15 protein-coding genes are annotated in these 14,350 nt (G+C 54.8%); 6 read left to right on the forward strand and 9 right to left on the reverse strand.

The window, feature by feature from the left end; all coding sequences use genetic code 11:
• Positions 1–7 precede the first annotated feature (7 nt).
• The gene (locus tag IM273_RS17515; protein ID WP_045260683.1) at positions 8–1,189 is read left to right on the forward strand and encodes an aldo/keto reductase; all 1,182 of its coding nucleotides are present in this window, start codon (positions 8–10) and stop codon (positions 1,187–1,189) included.
• A 141-nt stretch (positions 1,190–1,330) separates the two neighbouring features.
• Here IM273_RS17515 and IM273_RS17520 read toward each other — a convergent pair whose 3' ends face one another.
• A complete protein-coding gene (locus IM273_RS17520) occupies positions 1,331–2,368 on the reverse strand; it encodes an aldo/keto reductase (protein WP_049137954.1) in 1,038 nt (345 codons plus the stop codon).
• Between the two features lie 381 nt (positions 2,369–2,749).
• On the opposite strand from IM273_RS17520, the gene IM273_RS17525 reads away from it, so the two are divergent.
• Positions 2,750–3,193, forward strand: a complete 444-nt coding sequence (locus IM273_RS17525; RefSeq protein WP_193049975.1) for a PACE efflux transporter — start codon at positions 2,750–2,752, stop codon at positions 3,191–3,193.
• A gap of 99 nt (positions 3,194–3,292) precedes the next feature.
• A complete protein-coding gene (locus IM273_RS17530) occupies positions 3,293–3,664 on the forward strand; it encodes a VOC family protein (protein ID WP_028013164.1) in 372 nt (123 codons plus the stop codon).
• Positions 3,665–3,721: 57 nt separating this feature from the next.
• Here the strand turns inward: IM273_RS17530 and IM273_RS17535 are convergent, their stop codons facing one another.
• Positions 3,722–4,477: a DeoR/GlpR family DNA-binding transcription regulator gene (locus tag IM273_RS17535; protein WP_193049977.1), complete on the reverse strand. Its 756-nt coding sequence runs from the start codon at positions 4,475–4,477 to the stop codon at positions 3,722–3,724.
• Positions 4,478–4,563: 86 nt separating this feature from the next.
• Here IM273_RS17535 and IM273_RS17540 point away from each other — a divergent pair, with 86 nt between their 5' ends.
• Together IM273_RS17540 and tam are read left to right on the forward strand one after the other, a co-directional pair.
• The gene (locus IM273_RS17540) at positions 4,564–5,148 is read left to right on the forward strand and encodes an NUDIX domain-containing protein (RefSeq protein WP_049137814.1); all 585 of its coding nucleotides are present in this window, start codon (positions 4,564–4,566) and stop codon (positions 5,146–5,148) included.
• An 83-nt stretch (positions 5,149–5,231) separates the two neighbouring features.
• Entirely contained in the window at positions 5,232–5,990 is a 759-nt protein-coding gene (tam, locus tag IM273_RS17545; protein ID WP_045260523.1) for a trans-aconitate 2-methyltransferase, read from the forward strand.
• Between the two features lie 6 nt (positions 5,991–5,996).
• Here the strand turns inward: tam and IM273_RS17550 are convergent, their stop codons facing one another.
• The 5 genes from IM273_RS17550 to IM273_RS17570 all read right to left on the reverse strand — a co-directional run bounded on the left by IM273_RS17550 (position 5,997) and on the right by IM273_RS17570 (position 10,984).
• On the reverse strand, positions 5,997–7,187 hold the full coding sequence (locus IM273_RS17550) for a cytochrome c biogenesis protein/redoxin (protein WP_193049979.1): 1,191 nt from the start codon (positions 7,185–7,187) through the stop codon (positions 5,997–5,999).
• Between the two features lie 135 nt (positions 7,188–7,322).
• On the reverse strand, positions 7,323–8,621 hold the full coding sequence (locus tag IM273_RS17555; protein WP_193049981.1) for an ATP-binding protein: 1,299 nt from the start codon (positions 8,619–8,621) through the stop codon (positions 7,323–7,325).
• On the reverse strand, positions 8,618–9,358 hold the full coding sequence (locus tag IM273_RS17560) for a response regulator (protein WP_049137820.1): 741 nt from the start codon (positions 9,356–9,358) through the stop codon (positions 8,618–8,620). The genes IM273_RS17555 and IM273_RS17560 overlap by 4 nt, the downstream gene beginning before the upstream one ends.
• 44 nt (positions 9,359–9,402) lie before the next feature.
• Positions 9,403–10,398 carry an alpha/beta fold hydrolase gene (locus tag IM273_RS17565; protein ID WP_048958215.1) on the reverse strand — a complete coding sequence of 332 codons (996 nt, stop codon included), beginning with the start codon at positions 10,396–10,398 and terminating at the stop codon, positions 9,403–9,405.
• 145 nt (positions 10,399–10,543) lie between these two features.
• Entirely contained in the window at positions 10,544–10,984 is a 441-nt protein-coding gene (locus tag IM273_RS17570; RefSeq protein ID WP_193049983.1) for a GNAT family N-acetyltransferase, read from the reverse strand.
• A gap of 185 nt (positions 10,985–11,169) precedes the next feature.
• Here IM273_RS17570 and IM273_RS17575 point away from each other — a divergent pair, with 185 nt between their 5' ends.
• Entirely contained in the window at positions 11,170–11,718 is a 549-nt protein-coding gene (locus IM273_RS17575) for a GNAT family N-acetyltransferase (RefSeq protein WP_193049985.1), read from the forward strand.
• Here the strand turns inward: IM273_RS17575 and IM273_RS17580 are convergent.
• The gene (locus IM273_RS17580; RefSeq protein ID WP_045260518.1) at positions 11,706–12,620 is read right to left on the reverse strand and encodes a bestrophin family protein; all 915 of its coding nucleotides are present in this window, start codon (positions 12,618–12,620) and stop codon (positions 11,706–11,708) included. The genes IM273_RS17575 and IM273_RS17580 overlap by 13 nt on opposite strands.
• Positions 12,621–12,820: 200 nt before the next feature.
• Positions 12,821–14,272 (reverse strand): tagaturonate reductase, encoded by a 1,452-nt coding sequence (locus IM273_RS17585; RefSeq protein ID WP_193049987.1) that lies wholly within the window; start codon positions 14,270–14,272, stop codon positions 12,821–12,823.
• Positions 14,273–14,350: the final 78 nt, after the last annotated feature.

A 14,350-nucleotide genomic window follows, 5' to 3' on the forward strand; every position in this document is an offset into this window, starting at 1 on the left:
CCAGTTTATGAGCAAGATGATGCATGACCAGCATTCTGCTTCCGTACCCGCTTCCCGGGATCGTCGCAATTTTCTGATCGCCGGCGCCGGTCTGGCGTTGGCCGCTACCACCCTTGGCAGGAGCGGTGCAGTGATGGCGAACCCGGCTGGTCAGGACTCGTCGAACGCCCCTTCGGATGCTGTTCCCGTCCAGAAGGAGACCTTAACCACGCGTAAACTCGGCTCGCTGGAGGTTTCCAGCATGGGACTGGGGTGTCTGCCTATGGTGGGGTATTACGGCGGTGGTCCGCGCGATCGTAAAGCCATGGTGTCGCTCATCCGGGCCGCCTTCGAACAAGGCATTACGTTCTTTGATACTGCCGAGGTGTATGGTCCCCATCTCAGTGAAGAATTTGTCGGGGAAGCACTGGCCCCCGTTCGCGATCGTGTGGTGATTGCCACTAAGTTCGGTTTCGGCGTGGAGGAGGGGAAGCCAACCTCTCTTAACAGCCATCCTGATCATATCCGCCGCGCCGTAGAGGGCTCGCTAAAGCGTCTGAAAACGGACCATATCGATCTGCTTTATCAGCATCGCCCCGATCCGAATGTGCCGATCGAGGATGTGGCGGAAACCGTGAAGGCGTTGATCCAGGAGGGTAAAGTGAAACACTGGGGATTGTCGGAAGCGAGTGCCAGGACAATCCGCCGCGCACATGCGGTACTCCCTGTGACTGCAGTGCAGAGTGAGTATGCCATGTGGTGGCGTGAACCGGAGACGCGGATATTTCCAACGCTCGAAGAGCTGGGTATCGGCTTTGTACCTTACTGCCCGACCGCCCGGAGTTTCCTTGCCGGGGCAGTCAATCCAGATCAGCGGTTCGACAGCACAGATCGGCGGCATAACCTGCCACGTTTCCAGCCCGATGCCCTGGCCAAAAACATGGTACTGCTTGAATTTGCGCAATCGTGGGCCCGCCGCAAAAACACCACTCCGGTTCAGTTCGCGCTGGCCTGGGTGATGGCTCAGCGGCCATGGATAGTCCCCATCCCGGGTACGACGCAATATCCGCACCTGATAGAAAATAGCGGTGCACCGCAAGTCCGGTTGACGGACAGCGAGTTACGCGAAATCGATGCAGCGCTTGCCAGGATCCCATTGCAGGGTGGTCGCGCAGATCCGTTTACCGAAAGTCAGTTTGATAAAAGTTAAACGGTGATGGCCACCTTTATACTTACTGTCACAGGGAGACTGTAGGTAAAGTCTCCCTGTCTGGCGATCCGACCCGGACATCAAGAGTTGTTCATTGTCACCAACAGCGGGACCGAACCAACGCCGGGCCAGGGTAGGGCATTAACAGTCCTGTATTGCTGAAGGCGGCGTGAGTGAAGGTGGCGTATCCGGAAGCGGGGGAATGATCCCGTCGACGGGGTGCGGCAGATAGCGTGCCTCGAGTTCCATGATTTCGGCGTCGCTAAGTGAAAAGTCCAGCGCGCTGATAGCCGTGGAAAGATGTTCTGGTTTCGTCGCGCCGATGATCGGTGCTGTGATGACCGTTTTTGATAGCAACCAGGCAATTGCAACATGGGCTCTTGGCACATCGTGCTTTTCAGCAATGCTGGCAACAACATCAATAACGGGCTTATCCAGAAGGGCTGCGTTCTCATACATTTTTAACGCAAAGGCATCGTTTTGCGTTCGTCGGGACGTGACACTCCAGTCGCGCGTGAGCCTGCCGCGTGCCATCGGACTCCAGGGGATCACACCAACGCCCTGGTCTTCACACAGGGGCAGCATCTCGCGCTCTTCTTCCCGGTAAAGCAGGTTGTATTGCGGTTGCATCGTAATAAATCGGGTCCAGCCGTTACGCTCTGCCGTATGCTGCATTTTTGCAAAGCGCCAGGCTTCCATAGATGATGCGCCGATGTAACGTACTTTTCCTGATTTAACGAGGTCATGCAGAGCCTCCATGGTCTCTTCAACAGGCGTGGAGTGGTCAAAGCGGTGAATCTGAAAGAGATCCACGTAATCCATGCCTAAGCGCATCAGGCTATCGTCAATAGACTGAAAAATGGCCTTGCGGGAAAGAAACCCGGTATTGGGGGAGTTGCGCCACGGAAAGAAGGTCTTTGTCGCCACAACGATCTCATCGCGTCTGGCCATTTCTCTCAGCGCTTTTCCAGTGATCTCTTCAGAACTTCCGCCCGAGTAGATATTCGCGGTATCAAAAAAATTAATTCCTGCTTCAAGCGCCTGACGGATGAGCGGACGTGACGCCTTTTCATCCAGGGACCAGGGTTGAGGCAGACGTTCAGGTTCACCATAGCTCATACAACCGAGACAAAGACGGGAGACTTGCAAACCGCTACGACCCAGATTCACATACTTCATTCTGTGTTCCTTCTTTTATTGCCAGCAATTCTGTATGTGAAAGGGTATTGCACTGACATGAAGGGAACCAGCATGCGCCATCGAATGGTGTTATGAGTTTTTTTCACAGATGGGCGTAATCGTCAGTGGGTTTTACATACAAACTGCGTGGCCAACGGTGAATCCTCAAGACTGAGGAGGGATACCTCCTGAGGCACGGCAATATTCTTATTTAACATAATATACATTATGCGCACCAACGTAATGCCAGTCAAAATCTGCCTTCCTACGGTCGTGATTCCCCTGGGCATTGATAGTTTGTGAAATCCCAACTTCTACGTTTATCCAATGTTAAAAGACGTTTTGATATACTCTTGGCTTTGACCACCGCTGTGTAGACTTATGGAAATCGAGCTCAATAAAAGCTTCAAAGAAAGGATTTTCCACGCTGTCATTTTTGAAGTGACGGCCAACGTTATCATCGCTCTGTCTCTTGCGTGGCTGATGAACGTTTCGGTACTCCAGTCGGGTTCGTTGTCGGTGATATCAGCGCTTACCGCAACGGTCTGGAATTTTGTCTTCAATAAGTTCTTTGACTCCCTTCAGAAAAAACATCAGTTCCAACGAACGTTTCTCGTTCGCGCCATCCATGCCGTTGGGTTTGAAACGGGCCTTATCATCTCCTTAATCCCTGTGGCCATGTTCATGCTGAATTTAACGATCGCGGAGGCATTTTTTGTTGAGATTGGCCTTGTACTGTTTTTCCTGCCATACACGATGCTTTTTAACTGGCTCTATGATTATCTGCGTTGGATATTCGTAGGGAGTAAACGGTCTGTTGTGTAGCGAGTATTGATATCGGTCACATTCGCAACCCCTTGATCGTGTTGGACTCCACTCTCTTTCTATACTTCTCATTTCACCATCACTTTTGAGGAGTCCATAATGTTTGATCATGTAAAATTCGGCGTCAGCGATTATGAGAAAAGTAAAACCTTCTTCCTCATGTCGCTTCAACCGCTCGGTGTCGAACTCGTCGATGAAGGCTCTCCAGACTATGGCGTCGAAATGAGTTCCGGCGATGTTTCTCTTTGCCTTTTTCAGTCGAATGATAAACCCGCTCCGCTTCATCTGGCCTTTGTGGCCACGACACGCCAGCAGGTTGATGACTTTTACCATGCCGCACTGCGCGCAGGCGGACGCGACAATGGCGCACCGGGATTGCGCTCCTACGGTAAAAATTACTATGCCGCATTTGTCATTGCGCCTGATGGTCATAATATCGAAGCGGTATGCCATGCCCCCGAAGAAAGATAACTTAATTTCACCCGCTTGCGAGTACCCGCGCCAGCCAGTTTTCTGGCTGGCTCACGCTCAGGCCAATACGACCGATACCCCTTTTTCCGATATCGCATTGACCCAGCCGCGGTCGGTATCGCCTTCGACGACAATCGTATTCGCCAGCGCCACATCGCCAATAACAAATGATGACGCCGTATTTATTTTTTCCGGCGACGCCATGACAACCGTCTCGGCGGCTCTGCCGGAAAATGCACGTTTGATGCACGCCTCTTCGAAATCTCCGGTCGTCAGCCCTGCTTCCGGATGGATACCGGTCACGCCCATAAAGAACAGATCCGCATGAATGTTTTCGATTCCTTCGATGGCCGCCGCGCCGACGGCGACAATCGAGTGTTTATACAAACGGCCGCCGATCAGAATCACCTCAATAAAAGGATGATTAACAAGCCCCAGGGCAATGCTCGGACTGTGCGTCACCACGGTAATACGCAGGTCATGCGGTAAAAAGGCGATCAGTTCTGAAGTGGTAGTTCCACCGTCAACGATCACCACCTGGCCCGAAGAAATCAGCTGCGCCCCCTTCTGCGCCACCTTTCTTTTGGCATCCATTTTAACGGACTGTCGTTCCGCGAAAGGCACAGTAGCGGAAGACGACGGCAGCGCGCCGCCGTGAACCCGCTGTAAACGCCCTTCTGCCGCCAGCTCGCGCAAATCGCGTCGGATGGTGTCTTCAGAGACGTCGAAGAGAACGCTAAGCGCTTTAGACTGGACCTGTCCTTCGGCGCCGAGTTTTTCAAGGATCAACTGTTTTCGCTGACTGGTGAGCATGACGTATTCCTGATGTTGCATGTTTAATCTTGAAAATGCACGATAATGCTGATATTGATAGTTACTCTACGTAAGGAGGACGAAACGTGCAATCAAAACGTGCAGATGTGCGCATCATTGACAGTGAAACCCTGTCCGATAACTGGTACTTACTTAAAAAATATACCTTTGACCTGCAAAGACGCGATGGCGAATGGCAGCGGCAAACGCGTGAAGTTTATGACCGGGGGAACGGCGCCACGATCCTGCTCTACAACCGTGACCAAAAAACGGTGATTCTGACCCGCCAGTTCCGCTTCCCGGTCTTCATAAATGGCCATGAAGACAATCTGATTGAGGCAGCGGCCGGCCTGCTTGATAACATGGATCCGGAAAGCCGCATTAGAGCAGAGGCGGAAGAAGAGACCGGGTTTAACGTGTCGAGCGTGCAGAAAATCTTTGAAGCCTACATGAGCCCAGGCTCCGTCACGGAGAAACTCTATTTCTATCTTGCCGAGTATCAGCCGAAGGACAAAACCAGCGCAGGCGGCGGGATCAAAGCGGAGGGAGAAGATATCGACGTGCTGGAAATGCCCTTTGAAGAGGCCTTGCGGGGAATTGATACGGGCAAAATCGTCGACGGAAAAACCATCATGCTGCTCTACCATATTGCACTGAAAGGCATTCTGTAACCTGCCGGTCGCCCGACGCCTGTCCAGGTGCAGGTGTCGGCCTGTGCTATCCTTGCTGAAACACGCAAAACGGAGATCTGAAGATGGCCGACTGGAACCCTTCGCTTTATCTGCAATACGGCGCTGAACGAACGCGCCCTGCCGCCGAGCTGCTTGCCAGAATTCCCCTGAGTGACGTTGCCACCATCGCCGATTTGGGCTGCGGGCCGGGAAACAGCACCGCGCTGTTGCAGCATCGCTGGCCTAAAGCGCAGATTGTCGGCGTCGATAACTCACCGGCTATGCTGGAAGAGGCGCGCAGCGCACTGCCCGACTGTCAGTTCGTTGAGGCCGATATCCGCCAGTTCAGGCCAGGCCAGCCGTTGAACCTCATCTATGCGAACGCATCCCTACAATGGATACCTGACCATTACGATCTCCTGCCGCATCTGGCGTCACTGCTCGCGCTCAATGGCGTGCTGGCGATCCAGATGCCGGACAACTGGCTTGAGCCCACGCATGTGGCGATGCGTGAAGTGGCGCTGGAGCAAGGCTACCCGGACCGTGGGCGCGAGCCGCTGCCTGGCGTGCATGCCTATTACGATATCCTGTCGGAGGCCGGCTGCGATGTGGATATCTGGCGGACAACCTATTTCCATAAAATGAGTTCGCACCAGGCCATTATTGACTGGGTCAGCGCGACCGGTTTGCGCCCGTGGCTCCAGGAACTGAACGAGAGTGAGCAGCAACGTTTCCTGAAACGCTACCATGAACTGCTGGAAGAGCAGTATCCGCTCCAGGAAAACGGGCAGATACTGCTGGCTTTTCCTCGACTGTTTATGGTTGCCCAGCGCCAGCCCTGAACGGCGCTATGAACGGGCCTCTTTGAGCAGCTGCTGGATAATCTTTTCCTGCTGCTCATAATTCCCTTCGCCAAACGAGGTATAGCGTAGCTGACCTTTAGCATCGAAATAGTAGTGCGCGGGCCAGTACTGGTTGCCAAAAGCGTTCCAGATCTGATAGTTGTTGTCCGTCACAACCCGGTACGGCAGTTGCCATTTATTTACCGCGTTTTTCACCGAGGCGATCGGTTTCTCCCAGGGGTATTCAGGCGTGTGTACCCCTATGACGACCAGGCCCTGAGACTGGTATTTTGTTGCCCAGTCGCGCACGTGCGGAAGCGTATGCTGGCAGTTAATGCAGTCCCAGGTCCAGAAATCGATCAGAACCACCTTCCCGCGCAACGATTCAGACGTGACAGGGTCACCATTTACCCACCCTGTTCCACCGCTTAATGAAGGCAGCTGGCTGCTGGGCTCGGTCATGACGACCGGTTGAAGCTTCGCCGGTTGCGCGGCGGGCTTTGCCAGATTCAGCAGCGCGATTTCAAGACGATTCGCGACGCCGTTTGCGCCTTGCAGAGCAGACGTCATCCCCGTTGCGTTGAAGACGACTGCCGCTAACATCACCACGCCTGCCCCCTGACGTAATTTTTCCATCAGCGCCGATCTTGCTCTCAGCGGCGCCATCAGCGTGCGGCCTCCGAAAACGAGCAGGCCCAGCATCAGCGCGCAGCCGCTACCATAGGCGGCCAGCAAGGCTCCTGTGGCAATGGCCGAGTGTCCGGCAATATTGATGCTGAAAATGGCGCCCAGAATCGGTCCCGCGCAGGGAGACCAGAGCAGCCCGACGGCAAGGCCGGCCAAAAAAGCCGATGCCATACCACGCGTTTGCCCGCTTCGGGTGTTGAGGACATTTCCCGCGCAGACTGCCGGCCCGGCGATACGCTGGGCAAAGACCGGAAAAATTAAGGCCAGCGCGGCCGTGGCCAGGACGATAAGCGCGATCCAGCGCCCGACGATAGTTGCCTCTGCTATCCACTCGCTGGCGACGGTGACGACCATCGCCACCAGGGTGAACATGACGATCATCCCCGCGAGCAGCGCCAGAATATGTCGCCGCTGCCCCTGAAAACCGGCGAACAGGAGAGGAATTACCGGGAGCGTACATGGACTGAGCAAGCTTATCATCCCGCCCAGGAAAGCAATTATCAGAAACATAGACACCTCACAATACAAGTCCTGCGACGCTGCAGTGAGGCTATTTCATCGTGCGGATGTGTTCAGCATATGTGTAAAAGCGTGGGTTTTGTCTGGCTCTGTATCGGCCTCGCGGGGAGATACAGAACCGTACAATTAAAGGCGCGGGAGAGTAATCGAAACGTCCAGCCCGCCCTCTGCGCGGTTCTCCAGCTTTAGCTTTCCGTCCAGCTGAGCGGTAAGCTGCGCTGCGATCGCCAGGCCGAGCCCTGTCCCGCCGGTGTCGCGGTTGCGTGATGTTTCTACCCGATAAAACGGCTGTAATACCGCCTCCAGCTCGGCATCCGGTATCCCCGGCCCGCCGTCCATGATGTGAATCACCACCTCTCCGGCAACCGAGTCATCAATGCTAATGATGGCGTAGTCGCCAAATTTCAGGGCGTTATCCAGCAGGTTGGTCAACACCCGGCGCAGCGCCTGTGGACGCGTGACGATGGGCAAACGGTTTTCGCCTGCCTGAAACTGCACGTTTTTACCGATGTCCTGATAATCGCAGGCGATGCTGTTTATCCAGGCGTTCAGCTCCAGCTTCAGCGAGGTCTCTTCCAGTGATTCTGATGACCGGGCATACGCAATACCCTCCCGCACCAGACGCGACATGTTATCAAGGTCGTTTAAGAGCTTGTCGCGCAGGTCAGGCTGATCCGCCATTTCAACACGAAGCTTCATGCGGGTAATGGGCGTCTGGAGATCGTGCGATATGGATGCCAGGATCTGCGCCCGCTCCCTGAGATAGGACTGAATGCGCGCCTGCATCGCGTTGAAGGCATGTGCTGCCCGCTGCACCTCGACTGGCCCCTTTTCCGTCATTGGCGTGTTGGCGGCCGGGTCCAGGGAGTCTACCGCGCGGGTAAACTGTGAAAAAGGCCGTATCACCTGGCGTACGGCGATCCAGGAGCAGGCAGCCAGCACGAGCAGCTGCAGAATAAGAACAACGGGCAGCCAGCTGGCGACCGGAGGCATCCGAGGGATCAGGTCAATGGTCAGCGGCGCGCCATCATGTAACGTTAGATGCGCCTGGATATGTGAAATGGCGCCGGGAACGGCGGTGAAGCTGAGCGGGTACTGTGCTGCAAGCGTCGCTTTTAAGGTTCGGATGGCGTCCCGGGAGCGCTTGTCCGTCGGCGCGTTGCCAGGATCTCCCGGCCCCAGAATATAGCGGTAGTTACCCCGTTCAAGGCGCGGCAACCAGGCCGCGCGCTCGCTGGCGGGTAAGCGGTCTAAAATAGCCACGCTGGTCGCGACATCGTATTCCAGATTACCGAGCATCACCGTTCGGGCGCTGTGCATTCGCTCTATCATGACCAGCGTCAGGCTCAGGGCATTGGCGAGCAACAGGCCGGGCAGCACGACGATCAGCAAGCGGGCCAGCAGCGAGCGAGGCCAGAGCGTCATTCGTTAGCCTCTATGATGGTGACCGGCATGGTAAACACATATCCCTCGCTGCGCACGGTTTTGATATACGCGGGCGTGCGGGCATCTTCATTCAGACGCTGGCGAACCCGGCTAACCAGCAGGTCGATTGAGCGTTCAAACAGCTCGGCGTCACGGCCCTGCGTCAGGTTGAGCAGCTGATCGCGGGTCAGCACCCGCTGCGGGTGGTCAAGGAAAACGCGCAGCAGGCGATACTCCGCCCCGCTGAGCGCCACAATCACCCCTTCCGGATCGATCAGGTGGCGGGCAACGGTATCGAGCTGCCATTCGCCGAACGTTACCAGCCGCCCTGCTTCCGTCACCTGTAAATTGGGCGGCATCGTGCGAAAACGGCGTAAAATCGCTTTGATACGCGCCAGCAATTCTCGCGCGACGAAAGGCTTTACGACGTAATCGTCGGCTCCCATTTCCAGACCCAGGATCCTGTCCGTCTCCTCGTTGCGCGCCGTCAGCATCAGGATGGGCAGATCTTTATATTTCCCGACGCGTAATTGCCGACACAGCGTAAGCCCGTCGTCGCCGGGCATCATAACGTCCAGCACCACCAGGTCGATATGCTGCTTGTCCAGCACGACGCGCATCTCTTTGCCGTTTGCCGCGCCAGAGGCGCGATAACCGGACTTAACGAGATAGTCGATAATCAGTTCACGAATATCCCTGTCGTCATCGACGACAAGGATATGATCAATATGCTCCACCGAAATCTCCAGACCGAAGGGTAACGTACTGAAAATAGCACATTTCAGAGTTTGTCAGCGTCAACAACTGCCTTGACGAAATCCTGCGGATCTTCCTGAGGCGGATTGTGCCCCACGGTTGCGCCGAAGGTACGGTGTTCATACTTACCGGTGAATTTTCCCGCGTAGGCCTGCGGTGCCGGATGCGGCGCCCCGTTGTTTCCGCCTTCGATGGTGATCGTCGGAACGGTGATATTCGGCAGCGTGGCCAGTTTTTGCTCGTAGGCGTCGTATTTGCGCTCGCCTTTTTCCAGCCCTAAGCGCCAGCGATAGTTGCTGAGCGTTACCGCAACGTGATCCGGGTTATCAAGGGATTTGGCGCTGGCGTTAAAGACAGCGTCGCTAAATTTCCAGTCAGGTGAGGCCTGAGACCAGATCAAACGAGCGAAGTCATGCGTGTTTTTGGCATAGCCTTCAGCGCCGCGCTCGGTGGCGAAATAGAACTGATACCACCACTGCTGCTCCGCTTTTGGCGGCAACGGCTGTTTACCAATCTGCTGGCTGCTGATGAGATAACCGCTTACCGAAACGAGCGACTTAACGCGCTCTGGCCACAGCGCCGCAACGATATCGGCCGTACGGGCACCCCAGTCATAGCCTGCAAACACCGCCTGCTTGATATTCAGGGCGTCCATCAGGTTCACGATATCTTTCGCCATCGCGGAAGGCTGGCCGTTGCGCGGCGTTTTTGCCGACAGGAAGCGCGTAGTACCGTAGCCGCGCAGAGAAGGCACAATCACGCGATAGCCTTTTGCCGCCAGCGCAGGCGCGACTTCAGCGTAGCTGTGAATATCGTAGGGCCAGCCGTGTAACAGAATGACCGGTTGGCCGTCTTTAGGACCAATGTCGACATACCCGACGTTAAGATCGCCGGCGTTAATTTGCTGTGGACGATCGAAAGCCGCCGCTAAGTTAGTGCCGGTGACTTCGGCCTGACATGACATGACGGTGCCAAGGGAAACGGTGAGAGCAAGCGTTGAATAAGCGAGTTTGCTGAACATGTTGGTATCTCCGGTTGAGTACAATTCACGGGGATATAACAACAGTTCAATGTATAGCGGATATGTGCGGAAACGCGTTTATTGCAAGCCTGTGTATGTATCTGGAACACGGATACAGTGTGATACAAACACAGGCATTTTTGCCTTAAAGGGAGAGACGATAGCGGACGTAATCGTCAGCGTCACCGTATCGATCGTAGAGTTTACGTGCCGGATTGTTCTCCCGGGTAACCCAGTAGAGCTTTGACCACCCTTCGCGCTTGCCTTCCGCTATCAAGGCATCAATCAGCGCCTTACCCGCTCCCGCGCCGCGCTCGGCTGCATCAACAAACAGATCTTCCAGGTAGCAGATGGGCGCGGTTGACCAGGTTCCTTCGTGCAGAACACACATTGCGAAACCGATGACCTTTGCGTCTCTCTCTACCACGCGGCAGAACATCGGTGAATGCGCTGAGAGCGCCCTTTCCCATGTCGATGCGGTAACGGACTCCTCGAGGTAGCAATCATAAAAATGGGTATAGCCATCCCACAGCGGTCGCCACTGGGGATAGTCGTCTTCGCGTAGAGGTCTTATCGTGACAGCCATGCGTTCCTCACATTACAAGTCGATTGCCATTTCAAAACAGCGTAAATCAGCCCCCGCCATACGCGAGTGATGATAGTTTCCATTTCTGGTAGTGAATAACCACAGCACGCCTCACCAGAATGTGATAGAGATGAAAATACCAGAACGCAAACAAAAACATAACGCTTAAATAAGGAGATCCGCAGATGACAATACCGACCCTCACGACAGAACGTCTCCTGCTGAAACCGCTGGTCGCCGAAGATGCGGTTCAGATTCAAAAGCTGTATCCGCGCTGGGAGATCGTTCGCTATTTGGTCTCTTCCGTGCCCTGGCCCTACCCGGATAATGGCGCGGAAAACTATGTGAATAACGTCGCGCTGCCGGATATGGCAAAAGGGATAGCCTGGATCTGGAGCATCCGCCGTCGTGAGGTGCCGGATGCGTTGATGGGGATTATCTGTCTGTACGATGTTGACGATAATAACCGCGGATTCTGGCTGGCGCCGGAGTTTCAGGGACAGGGATATATGCGTGAGGCCAGCATTGCCGCGACGGATTACTGGTTTAATACGCTCAACAAACCCGTTTTGCGGGCGCCGAAGGCCGCCGCGAACAGCCGCTCCCGTCGTATTTCAGACAGCAGCGGCATGCGGCTCATCAGAACGGAAAAGAAAGCCTACGTCAGCGGGATATTGGACTCCGAACTGTGGGAGATCACCCGCGACGAGTGGAACGCCAATCAGGTCAGCTGATAGTACTTATCCGGCATCAGCCTTTCCGGAATGTTCTCTTCATCGTTCATCTGCAGCAGATCGCGTTCCATCATGTTGCAGATGGCGTCCAGCGGAAGGTCGTTATCTTCTGTGCCAAACGGGTCTTCCAGCTCTTCCGCCAGGGTGTCCAGCGAGATAAAGGTGTATGAGATCAGCGCCGAGACAAACGGCGTCATGTAGTGCAGATCCACAACCAGCGCGAACGGCAGCATGATGCAGAACAGATACACCGTGCGGTGCAAAATCAGCGTATAGGCAAACGGCACTGGCGTTGTCGCAATCCGTTCACAGCCGGAAAGGACGATGGACATATCGTTCAGGCGGTTGTTAAGGCTGTGGAACAGGATGTCCGAAAGCTGCCCGTTACGCCGCCGCACGGCCAGCCACTCCCCCATGACCAGCAAAATACGGTTCGCCGGCGAGTTGGCGCCCATTACCTGAGCTAAAACGTCCGGGGCAAGATAGCGAGAGAGCTGATCAGCGTTCATTTCCCGGCGCAGGGTCATGCGCAGGCAGTTGGCAAAGGCGATCTGCAGGCGGACAAATTCCCCCAGGTGCTTATCGTCCGGCAAGGTGTTTTTTACCTCGCGAAACAGCGAGCGTGCCGCTATCATCAGTTGCCCCCACAGCTGGCGAGCTTCAACGTAGCGTGAATAGCAGGCGTTGTTTCTGAAACCAAGAAAGATTGCGATCGCCACGCCGAGAATGCTAAATGGCGCCACGGTAAATTTGATGCCCAGCGAGGTATACCACGGCAGCATCAGGATAACGGCGATAGAAAGCAGGAAGTTGAGCAGCAGTCGGGTATAGATTTTGGGGAGTACCGAACCGTGCCAGACGAAAATCAGTTGTAGCCAGTGCTGTTTAGGACGAACAATCATAGTGAGTTTCAGGCAAGAAAAGAGCGTGGCTATTAAACGTGATCCCCATCACGGTTGCAAGCATGTTAACGGAACATTGCATTCTCTCACCTGAAGAATGAAAACCGCACGGTGCTGCATTTGATTTTAAAAACAGGGCAAATAGTATGTTGTAACTAAAATAATGCCTGTTTAAACCCGGCCGAAGCCGGGTCACGTAATTAGCAAAGCGGCTTCACCGCTGCGCGCATGCCCTTCAGCAGAATGGCATCAAGATCCCGCGTCACCTGGTCAACCAGACCGTCCACCTTCGTCAGGTCCTGCTCCCAGTGCGCTTCTACGCTCAGCACGGCGTGCACCAGTTCGCGGGTAGCGAGCTGATTATCGCGATGCTGCGCCCATAGCTGTTGATAACGTTCCAGCCAGAACGCATCATCCTTCACCGGATAGTTCTCTCCGTTACGCTCCGCGCGATAAAATGCGATCAGTGCCGCTAACGCAAACGTCAGACGCGCTGGCAGTTGACCTGAGGCCTTCTGCCCTGCCAGCAGCTGCGGCAGAATACGCGTGCGATACTTGGTCATGCCGTTGAGCGCGATGGAAAGCAGCTGGTGTCTGATGTAGGGATTTCGAAAACGCCCCGTTACCGCGCTGGCGAACGACTCCAGTTCGTCGCAGGGCAAATCGAGAACCGGAATAATCTCCTCATAAATTGCTTTTTCGACGAAAGCGCACACGTCTTCATCATTCATCGCCTCGCCAACCGTATCCAGCCCGGCCTGATAGGCCACTGGTACCAGCGCCGTGTGCGCACCGTTGAGAATGGCGACTTTACGCTCTTTATAGGGCTTGATGTCGTCGACAATCAGCACGTTTAACGGGTACTTATCCAGGCGCAGTTCACCAGCCAGCGAGGCTGGCCCCTGAATTACAAACAGATAAAAGTGTTCAGCCGTGTCCAGGAACCCATCGTGATAACCCAGCCCGGCCTCAAGCGTGTCCACTTCATCGCGCGGGTAACCGGTTACGATACGGTCAACCAGCGTTGAGCAGAAGTGGTTTACCTCGTTAAGCCACTGGATAAAGGCGGCAGGCAGCGCCCACTCCTGGGCATAGCGCAACACAAGTTCACGCAATGCGTCACCGTTGTAGTCAATCAGTTCACACGGAATGATAACCCAGCCCTTGTCAGGCGCGCCGTTAAAGTGGCTAAAGCGCTCAAACAGCAGGCGCGTTAGCTTCGCCGGGTAGCTGACGGCAGGCGCATCGTCGAACTTATCCCCCGCGTGATAGCTGATACCGGCTTCGGTGGTGTTCGAGAAAACAAAGCGCATATCCGGACTGTGTGCCAGTTTCAGAAAGGCGTCGTAATCGTCGTAGACGCTGATTTCACGGTTAACAGAGCGGATAAGTCGGGCTTCGCTCACCTCTTCGCCCTGCTCATTCAGGCCACGAATGATGGTGGTGTACAACCCATCCTGCGTGTTCAGCGACGGCGGGAAGTCGCTCTGAATAGGACGAACGATAACCACACCGGCGTTGAGATCGGTATGTTCATTCAAAAGGTCAATTTGCCAGTCGACAAACGCACGCAGGAAATTGCCTTCGCCAAACTGAATAATGCGTTCGGGATACTGCGCACCGGGAAAATCACGACGGTTGAGCGTGTTCACAAGAGGGTTCCTTTTATGATTAGTCATACAGCCTGATAAGATTGGTACGATAACTTATCAAAACTTTACGACCAGAAA

This window comes from Enterobacter cloacae complex sp. P13B (genome assembly GCF_014895915.1).
GTDB classification, from domain to species: Bacteria; Pseudomonadota; Gammaproteobacteria; order Enterobacterales; family Enterobacteriaceae; genus Enterobacter; species Enterobacter bugandensis.

Coding starts and splice junctions, on each gene's coding strand:
- IM273_RS17515 (WP_045260683.1), top strand. CDS start 8: ATGAGCAAGATGATGCATGACCAGCATTCTGCTTCCGTACCCGCTTCC.
- IM273_RS17520 (WP_049137954.1), bottom strand. CDS start 2,368: ATGAAGTATGTGAATCTGGGTCGTAGCGGTTTGCAAGTCTCCCGTCTT.
- IM273_RS17525 (WP_193049975.1), top strand. CDS start 2,750: ATGGAAATCGAGCTCAATAAAAGCTTCAAAGAAAGGATTTTCCACGCT.
- IM273_RS17530 (WP_028013164.1), top strand. CDS start 3,293: ATGTTTGATCATGTAAAATTCGGCGTCAGCGATTATGAGAAAAGTAAA.
- IM273_RS17535 (WP_193049977.1), bottom strand. CDS start 4,477: ATGCTCACCAGTCAGCGAAAACAGTTGATCCTTGAAAAACTCGGCGCC.
- tam (WP_045260523.1), top strand. CDS start 5,232: ATGGCCGACTGGAACCCTTCGCTTTATCTGCAATACGGCGCTGAACGA.
- IM273_RS17550 (WP_193049979.1), bottom strand. CDS start 7,187: ATGTTTCTGATAATTGCTTTCCTGGGCGGGATGATAAGCTTGCTCAGT.
- IM273_RS17555 (WP_193049981.1), bottom strand. CDS start 8,621: ATGACGCTCTGGCCTCGCTCGCTGCTGGCCCGCTTGCTGATCGTCGTG.
- IM273_RS17565 (WP_048958215.1), bottom strand. CDS start 10,398: ATGTTCAGCAAACTCGCTTATTCAACGCTTGCTCTCACCGTTTCCCTT.
- IM273_RS17570 (WP_193049983.1), bottom strand. CDS start 10,984: ATGGCTGTCACGATAAGACCTCTACGCGAAGACGACTATCCCCAGTGG.
- IM273_RS17575 (WP_193049985.1), top strand. CDS start 11,170: ATGACAATACCGACCCTCACGACAGAACGTCTCCTGCTGAAACCGCTG.
- IM273_RS17580 (WP_045260518.1), bottom strand. CDS start 12,620: ATGATTGTTCGTCCTAAACAGCACTGGCTACAACTGATTTTCGTCTGG.